An 18031-nucleotide genomic window follows, 5' to 3' on the forward strand; every position below is an offset into this window, starting at 1 on the left:
GCACTGACCCGGCATGGACGAGCTGCTGGCCAAGGCCACCCATGGTGTCGATCCCGACGCGCCGGGTGCGTTCTGGCAGGTCTTCTTCAACCTGTTGAACATGCTGCCGTGGGCAGCCATGTTCTGGTGGAGCCTGCTGTTCGTCGCGGTGGGCGCGCTGCTCGGCTGGTGGCGCGGCCGCCTGTTCGAAGGGATCGTGTGGGCATGGCTGCTGGGGCCGATCGGCTGGATCGTGCTGCTGCTGCGAACCCGCCGCAAACCGCCGCGTCGGCCGCCGCCGTTGCCGCGCTGAAGCCTTGCTGCCGCTGCGACGGGCGCAGTGTATGATCCAGCACGAGGTGAAACGCTTGAGCCACGACGCCGCCCGCAACCCGCATCCGAGCCACCCGCACCATCACGACGCGAAAGGTTTCGTGCGTGCCGTGGAACATGCCAGCGAGGAGCGCGGCTTGCGCCTGACTCCGCTGCGCAAGGAAGTGCTGGAGCTGATCGCGGCCGCGCACAAGCCGGTCAAGGCCTACGACCTGCTCGACCAGTTGCGCGAGAAGCACGGCAATGCGGCGCCGCCGACCGTCTATCGCGCACTCGACTTTCTGCTCGAGAACGGTTTTATCCACAAGCTGGAATCGATCAACGCGTTCGTTTCCTGCCACCACCCGGCCGAGGCGCACCAGGTGCCGTTCCTGATCTGCGATACCTGCTCCAATGCGCAGGAGGTCTGCGACGAGCGGGTTGCCGAGCTGATCGAGGCGCAGGCGAAGGCGTTCGGCTTCCGCCCGCAGGCGCAGACGCTGGAAGTCCATGGCACCTGCCGGCATTGCCGCAAGAGCTGACCCGCGTTGCCGGGTATGGCGTTCGGAAGTGTTATAATGTAACATCCAGCCCGACTGGATACTGAGCCGCCACGTCTGGCGGCGCCGGGCACGACGATGGATTCCGAGCAGGCGAACAAAACCCGCTGGTGGCACGCCGCCGATCGCGTCGGCGCGATGGCTTCCTTCCTGTGCGCGATCCATTGCGCGCTGCTGCCCTTCGTGCTCGCGCTGCTGCCGCTGGTAGGGCTGGAATTCCTGGCCGATCATCGCTTCGAGCGGGCTTTCGTGCTGGGTGCCTGCGTGCTGGCCTCGCTTGTACTGATTCGGGGGTATCGCCGGCACCAGCGCTCGCTGCCGTTGCGGCTGGCCGTGCCGGGTCTGGCCCTGCTGCTGCTCGGCGTCACTTATATCGACGGTCCTGCGCCGATTCTGCACAGCGTGCTGGTGACCTGCGGCGGTCTGCTGCTGGCCGGCGCGCATTTCGCCAACCTGCGGCTGGACAGCCGCAACCATGCCCTCCATGTGCACGGCCCGCAGTGCGCGCACTGAACGCAGTGATTGTGTAACGGCGCCAGCCGTTCCTAGCATGCACGCATGAATACCGCCCACGCCGATCGGCACGCGCACGCTCACGACGGTGACCACGGCTACGCGCACGACCCGACCGCCGCGTCCGGCAGCCGCGGTCGCAAGCTGCTGTTGGCGTTCGGCCTGACCGCCGCGATGATGGCGGTCGAGGTGGCCGGCGGCGCGTGGTCCGGTTCGCTGGCCTTGCTGGCCGATGCCGGACACATGGTGGTCGACGCGTTGGCCCTGCTGCTGGCGATCGTCGGTGCGCGGGTGGCCATCCGGCCGGCCGATGCGCGGCGCAGTTACGGCTATGGCCGGATGGAGGTGCTGGCGGGATTCGTCAATGCGCTGGGCCAGTTCGTGCTGGTCGGCTGGATCGTCTACGAGGCCGGCGTACGGCTGCTGCATCCCGGCGAGATCCTCTCGGGAATCATGCTGGTGGTGGCGATTGCGGGCCTGCTGGTGAATGCGCTGGTGCTGCGTACCCTGCACGGGCATGCGCATGACGACGTCAACCTGGCCGGCGCCAGCCTGCACGTGCTGGGCGACCTGCTCGGTTCGCTGGCGGCGGTGCTGGCGGCGCTGGCGATCCGCTGGTTCGGCTGGCTGTGGGCCGACCCGGTGCTGTCGCTGCTGATCTCATTGCTGATCCTGGGCAGCGCGTGGCGGCTGCTGCGGGTGTCGGCGCACATCCTGCTGGAGGGCGTGCCCGACGGCATGGACAGCGCGCTGGTGGAGGCGTCGCTGCGCACCGCCGATCCCGGTATCCGCGACATCCACCACCTGCACGTGTGGCAGCTGGCCTCGGGCTCGCGCATGGCCACCGTGCATGCCGAGTTGGCCGAGTGTGCCGATGGAGCGCAGGCTTTGCAGGCGATCAAGCGGATGCTGCTGGAGCGTTTCGGCATCCAGCACGTGACCGTGCAGATCGACCCCGGCAGTTGTCTGGACGCGAGCGAAGACTGCGCCGGACACGGTCATCGCTGACTATCCCGTGCGGCTCCGAACACTGCTATGATGGCAGGCCGTTCATCCAATAAATCAAGGAGTTCCCCATGGGCAAGGGCGATCGCAAGACTCGTCGCGGCAAGACCTATCGCGGCAGCTACGGCAATACCCGGGCGCACGGCGTGCTGCCGGCCGTGGTGGGCGCCAAGCCGACCGTGACCAAGCCGGCTGCCGCCAAGAAGGCCGCGCCGAAGAAGAAGTCGGCCTGAGCCGCTTCGCCACGCACAAAAAAACCCGCTGCGGCGGGTTTTTTTGTGCGTGGATCGCTGCGCCGCGGGCGGCTGCGGGTCAGAAGCGATACTGCACGCCCAGCGACCAGAGTCGCCGTGGCTCCAACTGCAGGCCATTGACGCGTTGCCACACCGGCAACTGGACGAACGCGAATGCATCCAGCCGCGGACTGAGCTTCACGCTGATGCCCGGGCTGAGATAGGCAAAGGTGGCGCCGCTGTTGGGGCGGTCGGATTGCTGGCCGTTTTCGCGCTGCTCGCCGTGGATGTTCAGCTGCAGCTGCGGCGTGATGCGTCCGGCGTCGAGATAGCGCACGCCGAAGTCGATGTTGAGCGAATTGCCGGGGCGGAAGCCGTCCCGCGCGTCCAGCGGAACCTGCGCCATGGCTTGGCCGAAGTAGGCCAGCGAGTCAGTGAGCAGGCCGAACTTGTAGACGCCGAACAACGCGTCGGTGGTGCCGGTGCCCAGTTGCAGGCCGCGGTCGAGCGGCTGGCCGGCCTGCGGCCCGGCTGCGAAGCGCTGGGTGAAGCGGCCGGTGGGCAGCTTCACGCCGAATTGCATGCCGAGGCCGGCGTCGTCGCTGAACCCCTGGTAGCGCACGAGCAGGCGCAGGTCGCCAATGCCGCGCGTGTCGGAGGTGGAAATGTCGGTGTCGCCGCCGGCAATGGTCTGGTGGTGACGGTCGGTATACGGCAACTGTGCCGAGATACCCCAGTAGCGCGAGAAGTTGTAGCTCGCGCCGAGCAGGGTGGTGCGGTTGATGGTCTTGCGTTGCACCTCTTCGTCAGCGGGGTACTGGAACGCACTGCGGCTGACGGTGTCGGTGCCGTGCATCAGTCGCGACTGGTCGAAATAATCCTCGCGTACGCTGAGGTGCAGGCCGCGGCTGGTGGCATAGTCCTGGCTTGACCAGTCCGAATTGAGCGAGCAGCCGCAGGTGGAGCAGGCACCGGCCAAGGCCGGGGCCAGCGTGCCTGCGAGCAGCACCGTGGCGGCGAGGCGCCGGTGACGTGTGCGCGGGTACGACGACCGGGAGCCGCCATGCGGCAGGTGCTGGTTCGGATGTTTCACGCATACTCCCGATGGGTTTGCTTCGACTTCACCATTGTCCCACCGCGATGACGCTGCCGGTTGCGGCGTGACGTCACAACCAGCCGATTCGCGGTCGGACGCGGGTTGGATGAGGCGTCGTGCGGACAGGTTCCCACGAGGCCGCACCGCGCAGGATGGCTCGCCCTCCAGCCGGCCTGGGCCGTCACATGCGGCGGTGGCGGCGTGCGTGCGGACCAACCTGAATGGTGGCCCGGCATGCACTGATCGCCCGGTTTGCCGCAGCGCCACATGCCATGTATGATGCGCACCATTGTGTTAATGCGTTAGTACATTATGAAGCGTCGATCACGCGATCCCGAAACCCCCGTCGAGTCGGCCGAGCAGAGCCTGTACGAGGCGCTGCTGTCGCTGAAGAACGTCGAGGAGATGGCGGCCTTTCTGGGCGACCTGTGCACCCCGGCGGAACTGGAGGTGCTGGTGGACCGCTGGCGGGTGGTGCCGTTCCTGCTCGATGGCGTGCCGTACCGCGAGATTCACGAGCGCACCGCGGTCAGCATTACCACGATCGGGCGGGTGGCGCGCTATCTCAACCAGGGCAACGGCGGCTACCTGGCGGCCGCCGCCCGCGCGGCGCGGCGGCAGGCACAGACCACGAGGAAGAAGGCATGAAGCCGCGCAACCGTTTGCGCATCGCGATGCAGAAATCCGGACGGCTCACCGAGCCGGCGCTGGATCTGCTGGCCCGCTGCGGGCTTACCTTCCGGCAGAGCCGCGACAAGCTGTTCTGCTTCGGCGAGGGCGAGCCGGTGGATCTGCTGCTGGTGCGCGACGACGACATCCCCGGCCTGATCGCGCAGGGCGTGTGCGACCTCGGCATCGTCGGGCGCAACGTGCTCAGCGAATTCCGGCTGACCGGCGGACGCGAGGCCGAGCCGCTGGCCGAGCTGCGCCCGCTCGGCTTCGGCCGTTGCCGGCTGTCGATCGCGGTGCCGCAGGAGCTGGATTACCGCGAGCCGCGGCAGTTGCACGGGCGGCGCATCGCCACCTCGTATCCCGGCCTGCTCGGCGAGTGGCTGCGCGCGCAGGGCGTCGACGCCGGCGTGGTGACCCTCGCCGGTTCGGTCGAGATCGCGCCGAAGCTGGGCACCGCCGATGCGATCTGCGACCTGGTGCAGAGCGGCGGCACGCTGGTGGCGAACCAGTTGCGCGAAGCCGACGTGCTGTTGCACAGCGAGGCGGTGCTGGCCGGCCCGCTGGCGCTGCCGGCGGACGAACGCGGCGACCTGCTGGAGCTGCTGCTGAAGCGGCTGGACGGGGTGATCCAGGTGCGCGAGTCGCGCCTGCTGCTGCTGCAGACCTCGCGCCACACGCTGGAGGCGGTGACCCGGCTGCTGCCGGGCGGTCCGCAGCCGACCCTGCTGCCGGTGGCCGGCCAGCCGGATCAATTGATGTTGCAGGCGCTGTGTGCCGGCGAGGTGAGCTGGCGGCAGCTGGAAGAGATCAAGAAGGCCGGGGCGCGCGAGATGTTCGTGCTGCCGGTGGAGAAGATGCTGGCATGAATCAGGTTGGCAAGAAGGGCAGGTTCGCATGAAACGTCTGGACTGGAACGGCCTGGATGAAGCGGCGCGCCGCGAGGCGCTGGCGCGCCCCGCGCAGTCGCGTGCCGATGAACTGCGCCGCGGCGTCGAGCGGATCGTCGCCGTCGTGCGCGAACGCGGCGACGCGGCGCTGCGCGAACTCAGCGCGAAGTACGACCACTGCGCGCTGGAGGCGATCGCGGTGGACGAGGCCGAATTCGCTGCGGCCGAGGCTTCCCTCGATCCGGCCCTGAAGGCGGCGATCCGCGAAGCGGCGGCGCGCATCGAGGCGTTCCATCGCGCGGCGGCGCTGCAGCCGGTGGCGGTGGATACCGCACCCGGCGTGCGGGTGGAACGCATGCTGCGGCCGATCGGCCGGGTCGGCCTGTACGTGCCTGCAGGCAGCGCGCCGTTGCCGTCCACCGCCCTGATGCTGGGCGTGCCGGCGCATATCGCCGGTTGCCGCGAGGTGGTGCTGTGTTCGCCGGCGCGCGCCGACGGCCGTTGCGACGAGGCGGTGCTGTATGCCGCACGCCTCACCGGCGTGCACCGGGTGTTCAAGCTGGGCGGCGCGCAGGCGATCGCGGCGATGGCCTACGGTACCGCCAGCGTGCCGAAGTGCGACAAGCTGTTCGGCCCCGGCAATGCCTGGGTGACCGAGGCGAAGCTGCAGGTGTCGTCCGATCCGGATGGCGCCGCGATCGACATGCCGGCCGGCCCGTCCGAAGTGCTGGTGATCGCCGATGCCGGGGCGAATCCGGTGTTCGTCGCCGCCGACCTGCTGTCGCAGGCTGAGCACGGACCGGATTCGCAGGTGATCCTGCTGAGCCCGTCCGCCGACCTGCTGGACCAGGCAGCCGCCGAAGTCGAACGCCAGTGCGCCGAATTGCCGCGTGGCGCGATCGCCGGCCGGGCGCTGGCGCAGAGCCGGCTGATCGCGGTCGACTCGCTGGCGCAGGCGGTCGAGGTGAGCAACCGCTACGCACCCGAACACCTGATCCTGCAGGTGGCCGCGCCGCGCGCGCTGCTCGACGGCGTCGAGAGTGCCGGCTCGGTTTTCCTCGGCCAGTGGGCGCCCGAATCGGTGGGCGACTACTGCAGCGGCAGCAACCACGTGCTGCCGACCTACGGTTACGCGCGTAGCTACAGCGGCGTGTCGGTGGCCAGCTACCAGAAGCAGATCAGCGTGCAGGAAGTCAGCGCGGACGGCCTGCGCCACATCGGCCCGTGCACCGCCACGCTGGCGGCGGCGGAGCAACTGGAAGCCCATCGCCGCGCGGTGACCCTGCGCCTGGAGGCGCTGGCATGAGCGTGCTCGATCTGGCGCGGCCGGAGATCCGCGCGATGCAGCCGTACTCCTCGGCGCGGATGGAGGCCAGCGGCGGCGAGGTCCTGCTCAACGCGAACGAATCGGCGTGGGCGCCGGTCGGCGACGACGGCCTCGGCTGCAACCGCTACCCCGAGCCGCAGCCGGCAGCACTGGTCGAGGCGCTGGCCACGCTCTACGGCGTGCGGCGCGAACAGTTGCTGGTCGGCCGCGGCAGCGACGAGGCGATCGACCTGCTGGTGCGCGCGTTCTGCCGCGCCGGCCGCGACGCGGTCCTGATCCAGCCGCCCACGTTCGGCATGTACGCGGTATGCGCGCGGGTGCAGGACGCGGGTATCGTCGAGGTGCCGCTGGCGGCGGATGCCACGCTGGACGTGGACGCGGTGCTGGCCGCGCTGACCCCGGCGGTGAAGCTGGTCTTCGTCTGCACGCCGAACAATCCCACCGGTCAGCCGGTGCCGCGCACCGAGCTCGAGCGGCTGGTGCAGGCGCTGGCCGGCCGTGCGCTGTTGGTGGTGGATGAGGCCTATGTGGAGTTCGCCGACGAAGGCAGCGTGGCCGACCTGATCGACCGCTACGACAACCTCGCCGTGCTGCGCACCCTGTCCAAGGCCTGGGCGCTGGCCGGCGTGCGCATCGGCAGCCTGCTGGCGAGCGCCGGCGTGATCGCCCTGCTGCGCCGGATCATGGCGCCGTACCCGCTGCCGCTGCCGAGCGTGGATGCGGCGCTGCTGGCGCTGTCCGGCTGGGGGCAGGCGAACGCGCGCGAACACCTCGCCGTGGTGCGTGCGGAGCGCACGCGCATGTGCGAGGCCTTGCGCTGGTTGCGCAACGTGCGTGAGGTGTTGCCGTCGCAGGCGAATTTCCTCGCCGTGCGCTTCGACGATGCCGCCGGCGCCTACCAGCGCCTGCTCGCCGCCGGCATCGTGGTGCGCGACGTGCGCCGCTACCTGAACCTCGGCGACGCGCTGCGCATCACCATCGGCACGCCCGCGGAGAACGAACGGGTGCTGGCCGTCCTGCAGGAAACCAGCCCGTGAGCCGTAAGATCCTCTTTGTCGATCGCGACGGCTGTCTAATCGAGGAGCCGGCCGACGAGCAGATCGACAGCTACGAGAAGCTGGCCCTGCTGCCCGGCGTGATCGCCGCGCTGCAACGCTTCGTCGCCGCCGGCTACGAGCTGGTGATGGTGAGCAACCAGGACGGCCTGGGCAGCGACAGTTTCCCGGAGCCGCATTTCAGCGGGCCGCACGAACTGCTGCTGCGCATCCTCGCCTCGCAGGGCATCGCCTTCCGCGAGGTGCTGATCGATCGCAGCCTCCCGCACGAGGGTCTGGACACGCGCAAGCCCGGCGTCGGCATGCTGCGCCACTACCTGGCCGACGACGGTTGGAGCCGCGCGGCGTCGGCGATGGTGGGCGACCGCGAGACCGACCTGCAGTTCGCCGCGAACATGGGCGTGCGCGGCCTCCGCGTCGGCCCGCAGGGCGTGGGTTGGGAGGAACTGGCGCACCAGTTGCTGGATGCGCCGCGCGTCGCCACGGTGGTGCGCAACACCCGGGAAACCCGCATCACGGTCAGCGTGGACCTGGACCAGGTGGCCGAACCGCAGGCGCATACCGGACTGGGCTTCTTCGACCACATGCTGGAGCAGATCGGCAAGCACGGCGGCTTCGCGCTGCAGCTCGACTGCGACGGCGACACCCACATCGATGAACACCACACCATCGAGGACTGCGCGCTGGCGCTGGGCCAGGCGTTGAAACAGGCGCTGGGCGACAAGCGCGGCATCGGCCGCTACGGCTTCACCCTGCCGATGGACGAGGCGCAGGCCAGCGCCGCGCTGGACCTGTCCGGCCGGCCGTACTTCGTGTTCGAGGGCAGCTTCCCGCGCGAGCGGGTGGGCGAGGTGCCGACCGAACTGGTGCCGCATTTCTTCCGCTCGCTGTGCGAGACGCTGGGCGCGAACCTGCACCTCGCCGTGCGCGGCGACAACGCGCACCACATGGTCGAGGCCTGCTTCAAGGTGGTGGCGCGCACGCTGCGCCAGGCGATCGCCCGCTCCGGCAGCGAACTGCCCAGTACCAAGGGAAGCTTGTAATGTGGCGATCAATGCACATCGGCGCAGGAGCGCACCCTGTGCGCGATAGCTCTTCGCCACGCGATGGAAAGCATCGCGCACAGAGTGCGCTCCTGCGTGCGAGGTACGTGTGATGGTGGTCCTTGTCGACGCCGGCGGCACCAATATCGGCTCGGTACGCTATGCGCTGCAGCGCCTCGGCGCGGATGCCGCGCTCACTGCGGACGCGGCGGCGATCCGCGCCGCCGACAAGGTGATCCTGCCCGGCGTGGGCGCCGCCGGCCCCGGCATGGCGCGGTTGCGCGAGCTGGGCCTGGTCGACGTGCTGCGTTCGCTGGAACAGCCCGTGCTCGGCGTGTGCCTGGGCATGCAATTGCTGTGCGCGCATTCGGAAGAGGGCGATACCGGGTGCCTGGGGCTGATTCCCGCACCGGTACGCCGCTTCGTCGAAACGCCGGGCCTGCGCGTGCCGCACATGGGCTGGAATGGCTTGTCGGTCCAGCGGGAACATCCGTTGCTGGCCGGCCTGGACGACGGCGAGCAGGCCTACTTCGTGCACAGCTATGCGGCGCCGGTCGGCGACTGGACCCTGGCCACGGCCGACTATGGCGGCGCGTTCTCGGCGGTGATCGCGCATGGCAACTTCCATGGCATGCAATTCCACCCCGAGCGCTCCGCCGCCGTCGGCGCGAGGCTGCTGAAGAACTTCCTCGAACTATGAACTTCGACGTGATTCCCGCGATCGACCTGCGTGGCGGCCAAGTGGTGCGCCTGAAGCAGGGCGACTACGCGCAGCAGACCACCTATGCCGCCGATCCGCGTGCGCTGGCGCGGCGCTATGCCGAGGCAGGTGCGCGCTGGCTGCACATGGTCGACCTGGATGGCGCGCGCTCGGGCAGCCTCGCCAATCTCGCCGTGATCCAGGCGATCACGGCCGATGGCATGCAGATCCAGGCCGGCGGCGGCGTACGCGGCGAAGACGACCTGCGCCGGCTGTTCGACGCCGGCGTGCAGCGCGTGGTGCTGGGCAGCGTGGCGATCCGCGATCCCGAACTCGTGGCCGGCTGGCTGGGCAGGTACGGCGCCGAACGGCTGACCCTCGCGCTCGATACGCGCCGCCTCGGTGGCCGCTGGAGCCTGCCCAGCGCCGGCTGGACCGAAATCGAGGCGCGCACGCTGGACGAATTGGCGCCGTGGTACGCCGCGCGCGGTGCGCGCCACCTGCTGTGCACCGACATCGACCGCGACGGCATGCTGGCCGGCTTCAACCTCGATCTCTATCGCCACCTCGTCGCCACGGTGCCGTCGCTGGCCGTGCAGGCTTCCGGCGGCGTGCGCTCGCTGGACGACATCCGCGCCGCGCGCGAAGCCGGCGCGTGGGGCGTGATCCTCGGCCGCGCGCTGCTGGAAGGGCGCTTCACCGTGGCGGAGGCGCTGGCCGCATGAATTTGATGACCAGCTTGCGTGCTTGCCTGCTTCCCCTGCGACCGAAGGAAGTCCCTTCGGGACGAGCAGGGGAGAGAGTGTGTCCGGGAGGTACCCCATGCTGAGCCGCCGCATCATTCCCTGCCTGGACGTGCGCGATGGCCAGGTGGTCAAGGGCGTGCGTTTTCGCGACCACGTGGTGATGGGCGAGATCGTGGAACTGGCCCTGCGCTACCGCGACGAGGGTGCCGACGAGCTGGTGTTCTACGACATCACCGCCAGCCCGGAAGGGCGCAGCGTGGACCGCGGCTGGGTCGAGCGGGTGGCGCGGGTGATCGACATCCCGTTCTGCGTCGCCGGCGGCATCCGCTCGGTGGACGAAGCGCGTGCCGTGCTGCATGCCGGTGCCGACAAGATCTCGGTGAACTCGCCGGCGCTGGAGCGTCCTGCGCTGATCGACGAGCTGGCCGCCGCGTTCGGCGTGCAGTGCGTGGTGGTCGGCATCGACTCGTTGCGCGACGCCGACGGTGAGTGGCGCGTGCGCCAGTACACCGGCGACCCCGCGAAGACCCAGGCGCTGCTACGCCGCACGCTGGACTGGATGGTCGAGGCGCAACGGCGTGGCGCCGGCGAGATCGTGCTGAACTGCATGGGCAGCGATGGCGTGCGCCGCGGCTACGACCTGGAGCAGCTCAAGGCGGCCCGCGCACTCTGCCGCGTGCCGCTGGTCGCCTCCGGCGGCGCCGGCGAACCGCGGCATTTTCGTGATGCCTTCGTCAAGGCCGACGTGGACGGCGCGCTGGCGGCCAGCGTGTTCCATTCCGGCGCGATCGCGATTCCCGAACTCAAGCGATATCTGCGCGAGTGCAATGTGACCGTGCGCCTGTGAGCATCAAGGAAGCCAGACCATGAGCAACCCCGATTCGGATTTCAGTCGTCTCGACTGGGCCAAGGGCGGCGGCCTGCTGCCGGCGATCGTGCAGCATTGGCTGAGCGGCGAGGTACTGATGCTCGGCTACATGAATGCCGAGGCGCTGGCGCAGACGCAGGCCAGCGGCAAAGTCACGTTCTACAGCCGCAGCAAGCAACGGCTGTGGACCAAGGGCGAAAGCTCCGGCCACGTGCTGGTGCTGAAATCCCTCCGCATCGACTGCGACGCCGATACCTTGCTGATCCAGGCCGAGCCGCACGGCCCGACCTGCCACCTCGGCACGTCGAGTTGTTTTGGTGAAACCGTGCGGCCACCGCTGGGTTTCCTCGCCGAGCTCGACGCACTGGTCGCGCAGCGCCATGCCGAGCGGCCGGCAGGAAGTTACACCACCAGGCTGTTCGAAGGCGGCATGCGCCGGATCGCGCAGAAAGTTGGCGAAGAAGGTGTCGAGACGGCGTTGGCCGCCGTAGTGCAGGACGATGCCGAACTGCTTGGCGAGGCGGCGGATCTGGTCTTCCATCTCACCGTAGCGCTGCGCGCGCGCGGGCTGTCACTGATCGATGTCGTGGCGTTGTTGGTCAAGCGGCACAATGTGGGCCGCAGGGATTGATCGGAACCTCGAGTGTTCACAACGAAGGGCTGGCCTCGGATGAACAACCTACTGAGCGATCACACCTAGCCTTCACTCCACCGCCGAACCACCTCGTCGCGGTAGCTGCGGCTCATGCGCAGTTCGTGGCCATTTCGCAACCGCAGTAACGCGTCACCATTTGGCAGCGGTTTCATCTCTTCGATGCGATCGATAGCCACGATCAAACGTCGATGGATGCGGATGAACCTGCTTGTATCCAGATCTTTCTCGAAGTCGGTCAAGGTTTGGCGGACGAGCTGCGTGTTGGGCCCGGAATGCAGAGCAAGGTAGTTTCCCTGCGTCTCCAGCCAGTCGATGCTGGCCTGCTCCAAGAAACGCAAGCGTCCCCTTGTCTTGATCGGAATGCGCTCGCCGCGCGTGGTCTCTGTGGCGACTGCATTTGTTGCGGTGGCAGCAGTCACGCCACCCTTGCGTCGAATAAACCGGACTAGATGGACGATGGTTGTGAATGCGCAGAGTGCGAATACGAGAAGCGTCCAGTTCGCAGCGAGTTGGCTGTTGACTTCGGCAAACGACGGAACGATTTGCTGTTCGAACCCCCATGCTGCGAGAAAACAACTGATGACGATCAGCAGGAAGGCCAGACACACATTGCAGATCAGGTGGATCAAGGCACGCTGCCAAAGACGGGTGCCCTCAGTAAGGGGAAGCCGGTTGGTGAGCCACGTGAGCAGTGGCGTTACCGTGGCCCCGAGGACTGCAGCACCTGTGATGCGGACAGTCTCGAGGCCGAGAGGCAGCGCATAACCCGCTTGTGACGCGCGCAACACGTTGCCGGGTTCGAGTACCAGCAGAAAAGCCAGCCAATATAGAAAGCCGCTGAAGAGCGGCGCCAGCCGGTGCCGCGGCGGGTCGAACAGGCGGCGAAATTCGAGCGCGAAGTGGTCGGTCATGACCGCGCCAGTTTGCAAGGGCCGCTACGGGTTGTCCACACAATGCACCTGTTCGTCCCATTTGTGACGAACCGGGCGGCTCGCGAGATGATTCGGGCTATCCGCCACCATCGGGCTCGTACAGACTTTGGCGCTCCGTCGCATGTGGGAGCAGGCCGTGCAGTGGTTGACGAATCCTCGATTGACAGATTCTTTGGAAGCGCCCGCCGGCGCTGATATCTGCCCGCGCGGCGGCCGGTGGAATCGCCACTTCCGGCATCGCACGTTGCTGTGCCTGGCTGCTCTTGCGGTTCTCGGGTTATCGGTGTCGGTTGCCACACCAGTCCGCATCGACAGTGGCCTGGTCGAGGGTATGCAGGTGAACGGTGTAACTGTGTTCAAGGGCATACCTTTCGCAGCGCCACCCATCGGGCCGTTGCGATGGCGTGCTCCTCAAGCGCCTGCGGCATGGACAGGCATCAGATCGGCCAACCAGTTCGCACCGATCTGCATGCAACACGGCTCCTATCCCGAAGACGCGCCACCGGAACCCATGAGCGAGGACTGTTTGTACCTCAATATCTGGGTACCGCCACATGTAACAGGCGATCCCCTGCCGGTCATGGTGTGGATATATGGCGGCGGTTTGATGAATGGTTCGGCGTCGACACCGCTGTACGCGGGCGACATGCTCGCGCGCAAGGGCGTCATCGTGGTCACCGCCAACTATCGGCTCGGCGTGCTGGGATTTCTGGCGCATCCCGGTCTGAGTCGCGAATCACCACAACGGGTGTCTGGAAACTATGGCCTGCTCGACCAACTCGCGGCATTGCGCTGGGTGCAGCGCAATATCGGCGCGTTCGGCGGCGATGCTGCACGTGTGACCGTGTTCGGACAGTCGTCGGGTTCGATTTCGATCAGCGCGTTGACGACCTCGCCGCTGGCCAAGGGCCTGTTTCAGCGCGCCATCGGCGAGAGCGGCGGGTTGTTCGAACCGATAGAGCTGGCTTCCGATTTCAAGTTGATCGATGCCGAACAGGCCGGTAGAGCGTTTCTTGCCCGGAGCGGTGCACGTACCTTGCAGGATCTGCGTGCGATGCGAGCGGAGGAGGTGATCAAGACTCGTTTCAATCCGCACCTTGTCATCGATGGCTACGCTTTGCCACAAGCCCCGTACGACGCTTACCGCGAAGGCCGACAGAACGATGTTGATCTCCTGGTAGGCTCAAACGCGCGCGAAGGCCAACTGTTTCTCGTCAACCGAACGATTACGGCCGCCAATCTTGACGAGGTACTCGATAGCGACTTCTCCCATCCGATTGTCTCGTTGATTGGCCCCGGGTCAATGGCCAACGACCAGCAAGCGCGCTCGGCCTTCGTGAAGTTTGAGGGCGAAATGCGGTTCGGTTGGGACATGTGGGCATGGGCGCGCCTGCAAGCCGATGCAGGAAAACGCCGTGTATTCCTCTACCGATTCACGAAGAGTTCGCCTTATGGTGTTGACGACAAATACTACGGTTGGGGTGCCAGCCATGGCATGGAGATGCCTTATGTATTTGACCATCTTGATCAGCAGAGATTGCCGTGGACGCCGGCGGATCGTCGGCTTGCGCTCGCTATGTCGACGTACTGGACCAATTTCGCGAAATCCGGCGATCCCAATGGGGCAGGGTTGCCGGTCTGGCCACCATTCACTACGCCGAATTCGCAAGCAATGCTGTTGGGCGAAGCGATCGCGTCAGGACCCATTCCAGATGTAACCGATCTACGACGTATAGATCGCCTATATGGGACAGCACGTTTCGTAGCGCATCACGCCTATTTACTCTTCGCAGTGACAGCATTGGGCGTGCTGGCTTTGATCGTGGGTATTGTCAGGTTTGTTCGCAAGCGATACCGACGGTTATCAAAAGAAGTAAGTACGTAAGCTATGCAGCCAGTGAACGTTGCCTTCTGTTGCAAGTGGCGTCGATGGCTACTCGCGTGTACGTGTCTCTGGTGGTTTAGATATTCTCGGGAGGGCTACTGCGCTACCGCCGTTGTGCTGGCTGGCGCCGGCGTTGCCGGCTTGAACGGCAGCGCCGGCCCGGGCGTGGTGCCCTTGCGCCACAACGCCAGTTGCCCGGCGATGCCGCTGCCGATGTCGATCTGCGGCTCGGAAGGAGTGAGCTTGTCCTGCTGTTCCCACCGGCGGATCTCGCCGCTGGCCCGCTTGAAGGCGTCCGCGAAATCGTCGGTGCGGTTCAGCGCATCGACCAGCCAGGCCTTGCCGAAGTAGGTGATGTCCGAGTCGCTGCCGCAGCCGAACGAGCTGCGGTCGGCGCGGGCGGCGGTGAGCACCAGGGTGCCGGGGCCGCTCAGCGGCGGGATGAAGCCGCCGGAGTAGCAGGCGTTGACCACGACCACCTTCCACTTGAACGGGTGCATCGCCAGGATGTCGGCCAGGTCGATGGCGCCGATCTGGTCCAGCGGCAGCGGGTCCATGTCGAGCAGCAGGTTGTGTTCCTCGTCGCCGTGGCTGGTGAGGTACAGCAGGAGGATGTCCTGGTCCGGCTGCATCGTCTTGCCCAGGCCCTCGAGCGCGGTTTCCAGGTTGCTCCAGCTGGCCAGCGGACGGGTGGCGAGCGTGGCCGGGTTGTTCTCCAGCACCAGGCTGTGGGCGCTGGCGCCGAAGCGCTGCGCGAACAGCTGCGCGGCGTACTCGGCCTCGTTGCGGAACACGTCCTCGGCACCGTCGCCGGCGAAGGCCACCAGGTAGAGGTTCGGCTTGCCGGGCACGCGCGGACCGAGCCCGGCCAGCGCCTCGCGCATCATCCGCGGCTGCGCGTACAGGACCTGCTCCGGGGTCGGCCCCTGCCCGGGCCAGTTGTCGGGCGCGATGTCGACGTCGGATCCCGCGAGCTCCTCCACGCTGGCGGATGTCACCGGCGCGAGGTGGCCGGCGGCTGCCGGTACCGACCGGTGGCCTGGCCACCAGAGGGCCAGCAGCACGCCGGCGGCGAATGCGAACAGGGTGGTCAGGGCGTGGCGCATGGGGAATACGCGTGCGGATTCACGGCGCGATCGCGTCGAAGTCGCGGTAGACGGTGTGGCGCGGCGAATCAGGCAGGGCCTGCGGCGCGCGCACCAGCCAGCCGGTGTGGAAGCCGGCCGCCTGCGCGGCGTCGAGTTCCTCCACGATGTCGGACAGGAACAGCAGGTGGCGGGGCTGTTCGCCGATCGCCTCGGCGATGCGCCGGTAGGAGGAGGACTCGCGTTTCGGGCCGGTTTCGGTGTCGAAGTAGCCGGCGAAAAGCGCGCCCAGGTCGCCCGCCTCGCTGTGGCGGAAGAACAGTTTCTGCGCCGGCACCGAGCCGGAAGAGTAGACGTACAGGCGCAGCCCGTCGGCGCGCCACTCGCGCAGCCGCGCGGCCACCTCCGGATAGACGTGCGCACGGTAGTCCCCGGCCTCGTAGCCGTCCTTCCAGATCATGCCCTGCAGCGCCTTCAGCGCGGTGGACTTGCGGTCCTGGTCGATCCACTTGAGCAGCAGCTCGATGATGTCCTGGCGGGTGGCCTCGACCAGCCCGGCCTCCCTGGCCGCCTCGTGCAGCCAGTGCTGCACCTCGGGCTTGTCGCCGTGGGTCTCGACGAAGGCCGGCAGCCGCTTGCGCGCGTACGGAAACAGCACCTCGCGCACGAAGTCGATCGAACTGGTGGTGCCCTCGATATCGGTGACGATGGCGCGGATTTCGATCATGGCCGTTCAGGATTCGGGTTTCGGGAAGAGCATCGCCCGCGAGCGGGCTCCTACACGGCAGGCGCCATGCGCGGGAAGCGCGAGGCGATGTCGTCGCCGGTGAAGTTGGCCACCCAGCCTTCCTTGTTGGTGAACAGGCGGATCGCCACGAAGTAGGGCGCCTCGCCCATGTCGAACCAGTGCCGGGTGCCGTCGGGCACGCCGATCAGGTCGCCCTGTTCGCACAGGATGTCGTAGACCTTGCTGCCGAGGTGCAGGGTGAACTGGCCGGAACCGGCGACGAAGAAGCGCACCTCGTCCTCGCTGTGTGTGTGCTCGCTGAGGAACTTCTGGCGCAGTGCGGCGCGGTCGGGATGGTCCGGGGCGAGGCTGATCACGTCCACCGCCTGGTAGCCTTCCTCGCCTATCAACCGGTCGATGTCGTCGCGATAGGCGGCGATCACCTCGTCCTGGCTGGCGCCCGGGACGATCGGCTGGCTCGCGGCCCATTGCTCGAAGCGGACACCGGCCCGGGCGAGCTCGGCGGCGATCGCCGCGTGCTCGTCGATCACCGTCAGCGGCGATTGCGGTCGGGTTTCGTCGAAGATGCGCAGGCGGCTCATGATGCCCTCAGTCTCTTCAGGTCAAGTTCGCAGCCGAGCAGGAACTCCAGCGCTTCCAGGTGGCGCCGGGTCTCGGCCATGTCGTGGCCCCAGGTGTAGATGCCGTGGCCGTCGATCAGGTAGGCAGCGAGCGGCTTGCCGGCGTCCAGCCAGGCGTCGATGCGCGCCACCAGCTCGGGCATGTGCTGGGTATTCGGGAACACCGGAATCTCCAACACGCTTTCGTGGCTGTGGTAGCCGGCGATCGCCTTCTGCAGTTCCCAACCCTGCAGGCGCATCACGCCGTCGGCGGCGAACAGGCGCGAGGCCACGCTCTGCACGCGCGAGTGGGTATGCAGCACCACGTTCACTTCCGGCCAGCGCCGGTAGATCTGGGTGTGCAAAGCCGTTTCGGCGCTGGGGCGGGCGTCGGTGCCCACCGGATGACCGTCCGGGTCGATCAGCATGATGTCGCCGCGGCCCAGTCGGCCCTTGTGCTTGCCCGAGACGGTGATCGCCGCGTGGCCAGCGTCGACCCGCATGGAGAAATTGCTGCTGGTGGCTGGCGTCCAGCCCAGCGCCGACAGCTCGCGTGCGGCGTCGACGATGGCGTCGGCGCAGCGTTCGAATACGCTGGCGGGGATCGCGGCTGGCAGGGTCTGGCTCATGCGGTTTGGACGTCCAAATGAGCGTGGACTATACCATGCGCTGCTGTGCGATCGGGCTGTAATGAGAGCCATTCTCGCAAGTCAGGAAGGATTGGGACGGTGCGCGTACCATCGGCGAGGATCCGGCGCAGGGTGTGCCGGACAGATTCCGACGGAGGCTTGCCCATGTCGAAAGAACAAGATATCGAATCACGTCGCCGGTTCCTCAAGGTGGCTGCCGGCACCACCGCCGCTGCCGTGGTCATCGGCAGCCTGCCGCGCTTTGCGCGGGCGGCGGATCTGCCGGCACTGAGCGAGTCGGATCCGACCGCGAAGGCGCTGGGCTACGTGGAGGATGCCACCAAGACCGCCAACGCGAAGCACAAGGCTGGCGACGACTGCACCAATTGCCAGTTCTACACTGGCGGCCCCACCGGTCGCGGCCCCTGCCAGTTGTTCCCGGGCAAGTCGGTGAACGCGAAGGGTTGGTGCGTTTCGCACACGCCGAAGAAAGCCTGATCGC

22 protein-coding genes are annotated in these 18031 nt (G+C 67.3%); 16 read left to right on the forward strand and 6 right to left on the reverse strand.

Annotation, left to right across the window (positions count from 1 at the left end; genetic code table 11):
• The first annotated feature begins 13 nt into the window (after positions 1-13).
• From R2APBS1_RS06660 to R2APBS1_RS19545, 5 genes are all read left to right on the forward strand, one after another.
• Entirely contained in the window at positions 14-292 is a 279-nt protein-coding gene (locus R2APBS1_RS06660) for a hypothetical protein (RefSeq protein ID WP_007512982.1), read from the forward strand.
• Positions 293-323: 31 nt separating this feature from the next.
• Positions 324-833, forward strand: coding sequence for a transcriptional repressor (locus R2APBS1_RS06665; RefSeq protein WP_015447335.1), 510 nt, complete (start codon positions 324-326; stop codon positions 831-833).
• Positions 834-929: 96 nt separating this feature from the next.
• The gene (locus R2APBS1_RS06670) at positions 930-1364 is read left to right on the forward strand and encodes a MerC domain-containing protein (protein WP_007512987.1); all 435 of its coding nucleotides are present in this window, start codon (positions 930-932) and stop codon (positions 1362-1364) included.
• 45 nt (positions 1365-1409) lie between these two features.
• A complete protein-coding gene (locus R2APBS1_RS06675) occupies positions 1410-2372 on the forward strand; it encodes a cation diffusion facilitator family transporter (RefSeq protein ID WP_015447336.1) in 963 nt (320 codons plus the stop codon).
• Positions 2373-2440: 68 nt separating this feature from the next.
• The gene (locus R2APBS1_RS19545) at positions 2441-2602 is read left to right on the forward strand and encodes a 30S ribosomal protein THX (protein ID WP_015447337.1); all 162 of its coding nucleotides are present in this window, start codon (positions 2441-2443) and stop codon (positions 2600-2602) included.
• A gap of 79 nt (positions 2603-2681) precedes the next feature.
• Here the strand turns inward: R2APBS1_RS19545 and R2APBS1_RS06680 are convergent, their stop codons facing one another.
• Positions 2682-3695, reverse strand: a complete 1014-nt coding sequence (locus R2APBS1_RS06680; protein ID WP_015447338.1) for a transporter family protein — start codon at positions 3693-3695, stop codon at positions 2682-2684.
• 315 nt (positions 3696-4010) lie between these two features.
• On the opposite strand from R2APBS1_RS06680, the gene R2APBS1_RS06685 reads away from it, so the two are divergent.
• The 9 genes from R2APBS1_RS06685 to hisIE all read left to right on the forward strand — a co-directional run bounded on the left by R2APBS1_RS06685 (position 4011) and on the right by hisIE (position 11627).
• Entirely contained in the window at positions 4011-4346 is a 336-nt protein-coding gene (locus R2APBS1_RS06685) for a YerC/YecD family TrpR-related protein (protein ID WP_007512995.1), read from the forward strand.
• The gene (gene hisG, locus R2APBS1_RS06690) at positions 4343-5236 is read left to right on the forward strand and encodes an ATP phosphoribosyltransferase (RefSeq protein WP_015447339.1); all 894 of its coding nucleotides are present in this window, start codon (positions 4343-4345) and stop codon (positions 5234-5236) included. Before R2APBS1_RS06685 ends, hisG begins: the two co-directional genes overlap by 4 nt.
• A gap of 28 nt (positions 5237-5264) precedes the next feature.
• The gene (hisD, locus tag R2APBS1_RS06695) at positions 5265-6563 is read left to right on the forward strand and encodes a histidinol dehydrogenase (RefSeq protein ID WP_015447340.1); all 1299 of its coding nucleotides are present in this window, start codon (positions 5265-5267) and stop codon (positions 6561-6563) included.
• Entirely contained in the window at positions 6560-7621 is a 1062-nt protein-coding gene (gene hisC, locus R2APBS1_RS06700; protein ID WP_007513000.1) for a histidinol-phosphate transaminase, read from the forward strand. The genes hisD and hisC overlap by 4 nt, the downstream gene beginning before the upstream one ends.
• Positions 7618-8682: a bifunctional histidinol-phosphatase/imidazoleglycerol-phosphate dehydratase HisB gene (hisB, locus tag R2APBS1_RS06705; protein ID WP_007513002.1), complete on the forward strand. Its 1065-nt coding sequence runs from the start codon at positions 7618-7620 to the stop codon at positions 8680-8682. Before hisC ends, hisB begins: the two co-directional genes overlap by 4 nt.
• A 109-nt stretch (positions 8683-8791) precedes the next feature.
• Positions 8792-9382: an imidazole glycerol phosphate synthase subunit HisH gene (gene hisH, locus R2APBS1_RS06710; protein ID WP_027485646.1), complete on the forward strand. Its 591-nt coding sequence runs from the start codon at positions 8792-8794 to the stop codon at positions 9380-9382.
• Entirely contained in the window at positions 9379-10107 is a 729-nt protein-coding gene (gene hisA, locus R2APBS1_RS06715; RefSeq protein ID WP_015447341.1) for a 1-(5-phosphoribosyl)-5-[(5-phosphoribosylamino)methylideneamino]imidazole-4-carboxamide isomerase, read from the forward strand. Before hisH ends, hisA begins: the two co-directional genes overlap by 4 nt.
• Before the next feature lie 97 nt (positions 10108-10204).
• Positions 10205-10975: an imidazole glycerol phosphate synthase subunit HisF gene (gene hisF / locus R2APBS1_RS06720; RefSeq protein ID WP_015447342.1), complete on the forward strand. Its 771-nt coding sequence runs from the start codon at positions 10205-10207 to the stop codon at positions 10973-10975.
• Between the two features lie 19 nt (positions 10976-10994).
• Positions 10995-11627 carry a bifunctional phosphoribosyl-AMP cyclohydrolase/phosphoribosyl-ATP diphosphatase HisIE gene (gene hisIE, locus R2APBS1_RS06725; RefSeq protein ID WP_015447343.1) on the forward strand — a complete coding sequence of 211 codons (633 nt, stop codon included), beginning with the start codon at positions 10995-10997 and terminating at the stop codon, positions 11625-11627.
• Between the two features lie 65 nt (positions 11628-11692).
• On the opposite strand, the gene R2APBS1_RS19270 is transcribed toward hisIE, so the two are convergent.
• A complete protein-coding gene (locus tag R2APBS1_RS19270; RefSeq protein WP_015447344.1) occupies positions 11693-12562 on the reverse strand; it encodes a LytTR family DNA-binding domain-containing protein in 870 nt (289 codons plus the stop codon).
• A gap of 157 nt (positions 12563-12719) precedes the next feature.
• On the opposite strand from R2APBS1_RS19270, the gene R2APBS1_RS06735 reads away from it, so the two are divergent.
• Positions 12720-14468, forward strand: a complete 1749-nt coding sequence (locus R2APBS1_RS06735) for a carboxylesterase/lipase family protein (RefSeq protein WP_015447345.1) — start codon at positions 12720-12722, stop codon at positions 14466-14468.
• Between the two features lie 95 nt (positions 14469-14563).
• Here the strand turns inward: R2APBS1_RS06735 and R2APBS1_RS06740 are convergent, their stop codons facing one another.
• Genes R2APBS1_RS06740 through R2APBS1_RS06755 form a run of 4 tightly spaced genes read right to left on the reverse strand, consistent with a single transcriptional unit; the run spans position 14564 to position 17529 of the window.
• Positions 14564-15574, reverse strand: coding sequence for a C13 family peptidase (locus R2APBS1_RS06740; RefSeq protein WP_015447346.1), 1011 nt, complete (start codon positions 15572-15574; stop codon positions 14564-14566).
• Between the two features lie 19 nt (positions 15575-15593).
• Positions 15594-16280, reverse strand: coding sequence for an acireductone synthase (gene mtnC, locus R2APBS1_RS06745; protein ID WP_015447347.1), 687 nt, complete (start codon positions 16278-16280; stop codon positions 15594-15596).
• Between the two features lie 50 nt (positions 16281-16330).
• A complete protein-coding gene (locus tag R2APBS1_RS06750; RefSeq protein WP_015447348.1) occupies positions 16331-16882 on the reverse strand; it encodes a 1,2-dihydroxy-3-keto-5-methylthiopentene dioxygenase in 552 nt (183 codons plus the stop codon).
• On the reverse strand, positions 16879-17529 hold the full coding sequence (locus R2APBS1_RS06755; protein WP_015447349.1) for a methylthioribulose 1-phosphate dehydratase: 651 nt from the start codon (positions 17527-17529) through the stop codon (positions 16879-16881). The genes R2APBS1_RS06750 and R2APBS1_RS06755 overlap by 4 nt, the downstream gene beginning before the upstream one ends.
• A gap of 165 nt (positions 17530-17694) precedes the next feature.
• Here R2APBS1_RS06755 and R2APBS1_RS06760 point away from each other — a divergent pair, with 165 nt between their 5' ends.
• The gene (locus R2APBS1_RS06760) at positions 17695-18027 is read left to right on the forward strand and encodes a high-potential iron-sulfur protein (RefSeq protein WP_015447350.1); all 333 of its coding nucleotides are present in this window, start codon (positions 17695-17697) and stop codon (positions 18025-18027) included.
• The last annotated feature ends 4 nt before the right edge of the window (positions 18028-18031 follow it).

It is taken from the genome of Rhodanobacter denitrificans, from assembly GCF_000230695.2.
GTDB lineage: Bacteria > Pseudomonadota > Gammaproteobacteria > Xanthomonadales > Rhodanobacteraceae > Rhodanobacter > Rhodanobacter denitrificans.

What these genes read in the sequence shown, in the direction of transcription:
- hisA (WP_015447341.1), top strand. Translation starts at nt 9,379, where the DNA reads ATGAACTTCGACGTGATTCCCGCGATCGACCTGCGTGGCGGCCAAGTG.
- R2APBS1_RS19545 (WP_015447337.1), top strand. Translation starts at nt 2,441, where the DNA reads ATGGGCAAGGGCGATCGCAAGACTCGTCGCGGCAAGACCTATCGCGGC.
- hisF (WP_015447342.1), top strand. Translation starts at nt 10,205, where the DNA reads ATGCTGAGCCGCCGCATCATTCCCTGCCTGGACGTGCGCGATGGCCAG.
- R2APBS1_RS06660 (WP_007512982.1), top strand. Translation starts at nt 14, where the DNA reads ATGGACGAGCTGCTGGCCAAGGCCACCCATGGTGTCGATCCCGACGCG.
- R2APBS1_RS06670 (WP_007512987.1), top strand. Translation starts at nt 930, where the DNA reads ATGGATTCCGAGCAGGCGAACAAAACCCGCTGGTGGCACGCCGCCGAT.
- mtnC (WP_015447347.1), bottom strand. Translation starts at nt 16,280, where the DNA reads ATGATCGAAATCCGCGCCATCGTCACCGATATCGAGGGCACCACCAGT.
- R2APBS1_RS06740 (WP_015447346.1), bottom strand. Translation starts at nt 15,574, where the DNA reads ATGCGCCACGCCCTGACCACCCTGTTCGCATTCGCCGCCGGCGTGCTG.
- R2APBS1_RS06675 (WP_015447336.1), top strand. Translation starts at nt 1,410, where the DNA reads ATGAATACCGCCCACGCCGATCGGCACGCGCACGCTCACGACGGTGAC.
- R2APBS1_RS06760 (WP_015447350.1), top strand. Translation starts at nt 17,695, where the DNA reads ATGTCGAAAGAACAAGATATCGAATCACGTCGCCGGTTCCTCAAGGTG.
- hisC (WP_007513000.1), top strand. Translation starts at nt 6,560, where the DNA reads ATGAGCGTGCTCGATCTGGCGCGGCCGGAGATCCGCGCGATGCAGCCG.
- hisD (WP_015447340.1), top strand. Translation starts at nt 5,265, where the DNA reads ATGAAACGTCTGGACTGGAACGGCCTGGATGAAGCGGCGCGCCGCGAG.
- R2APBS1_RS06750 (WP_015447348.1), bottom strand. Translation starts at nt 16,882, where the DNA reads ATGAGCCGCCTGCGCATCTTCGACGAAACCCGACCGCAATCGCCGCTG.
- R2APBS1_RS19270 (WP_015447344.1), bottom strand. Translation starts at nt 12,562, where the DNA reads ATGACCGACCACTTCGCGCTCGAATTTCGCCGCCTGTTCGACCCGCCG.
- R2APBS1_RS06685 (WP_007512995.1), top strand. Translation starts at nt 4,011, where the DNA reads ATGAAGCGTCGATCACGCGATCCCGAAACCCCCGTCGAGTCGGCCGAG.
- hisG (WP_015447339.1), top strand. Translation starts at nt 4,343, where the DNA reads ATGAAGCCGCGCAACCGTTTGCGCATCGCGATGCAGAAATCCGGACGG.
- R2APBS1_RS06665 (WP_015447335.1), top strand. Translation starts at nt 324, where the DNA reads ATGATCCAGCACGAGGTGAAACGCTTGAGCCACGACGCCGCCCGCAAC.
- R2APBS1_RS06755 (WP_015447349.1), bottom strand. Translation starts at nt 17,529, where the DNA reads ATGAGCCAGACCCTGCCAGCCGCGATCCCCGCCAGCGTATTCGAACGC.
- hisIE (WP_015447343.1), top strand. Translation starts at nt 10,995, where the DNA reads ATGAGCAACCCCGATTCGGATTTCAGTCGTCTCGACTGGGCCAAGGGC.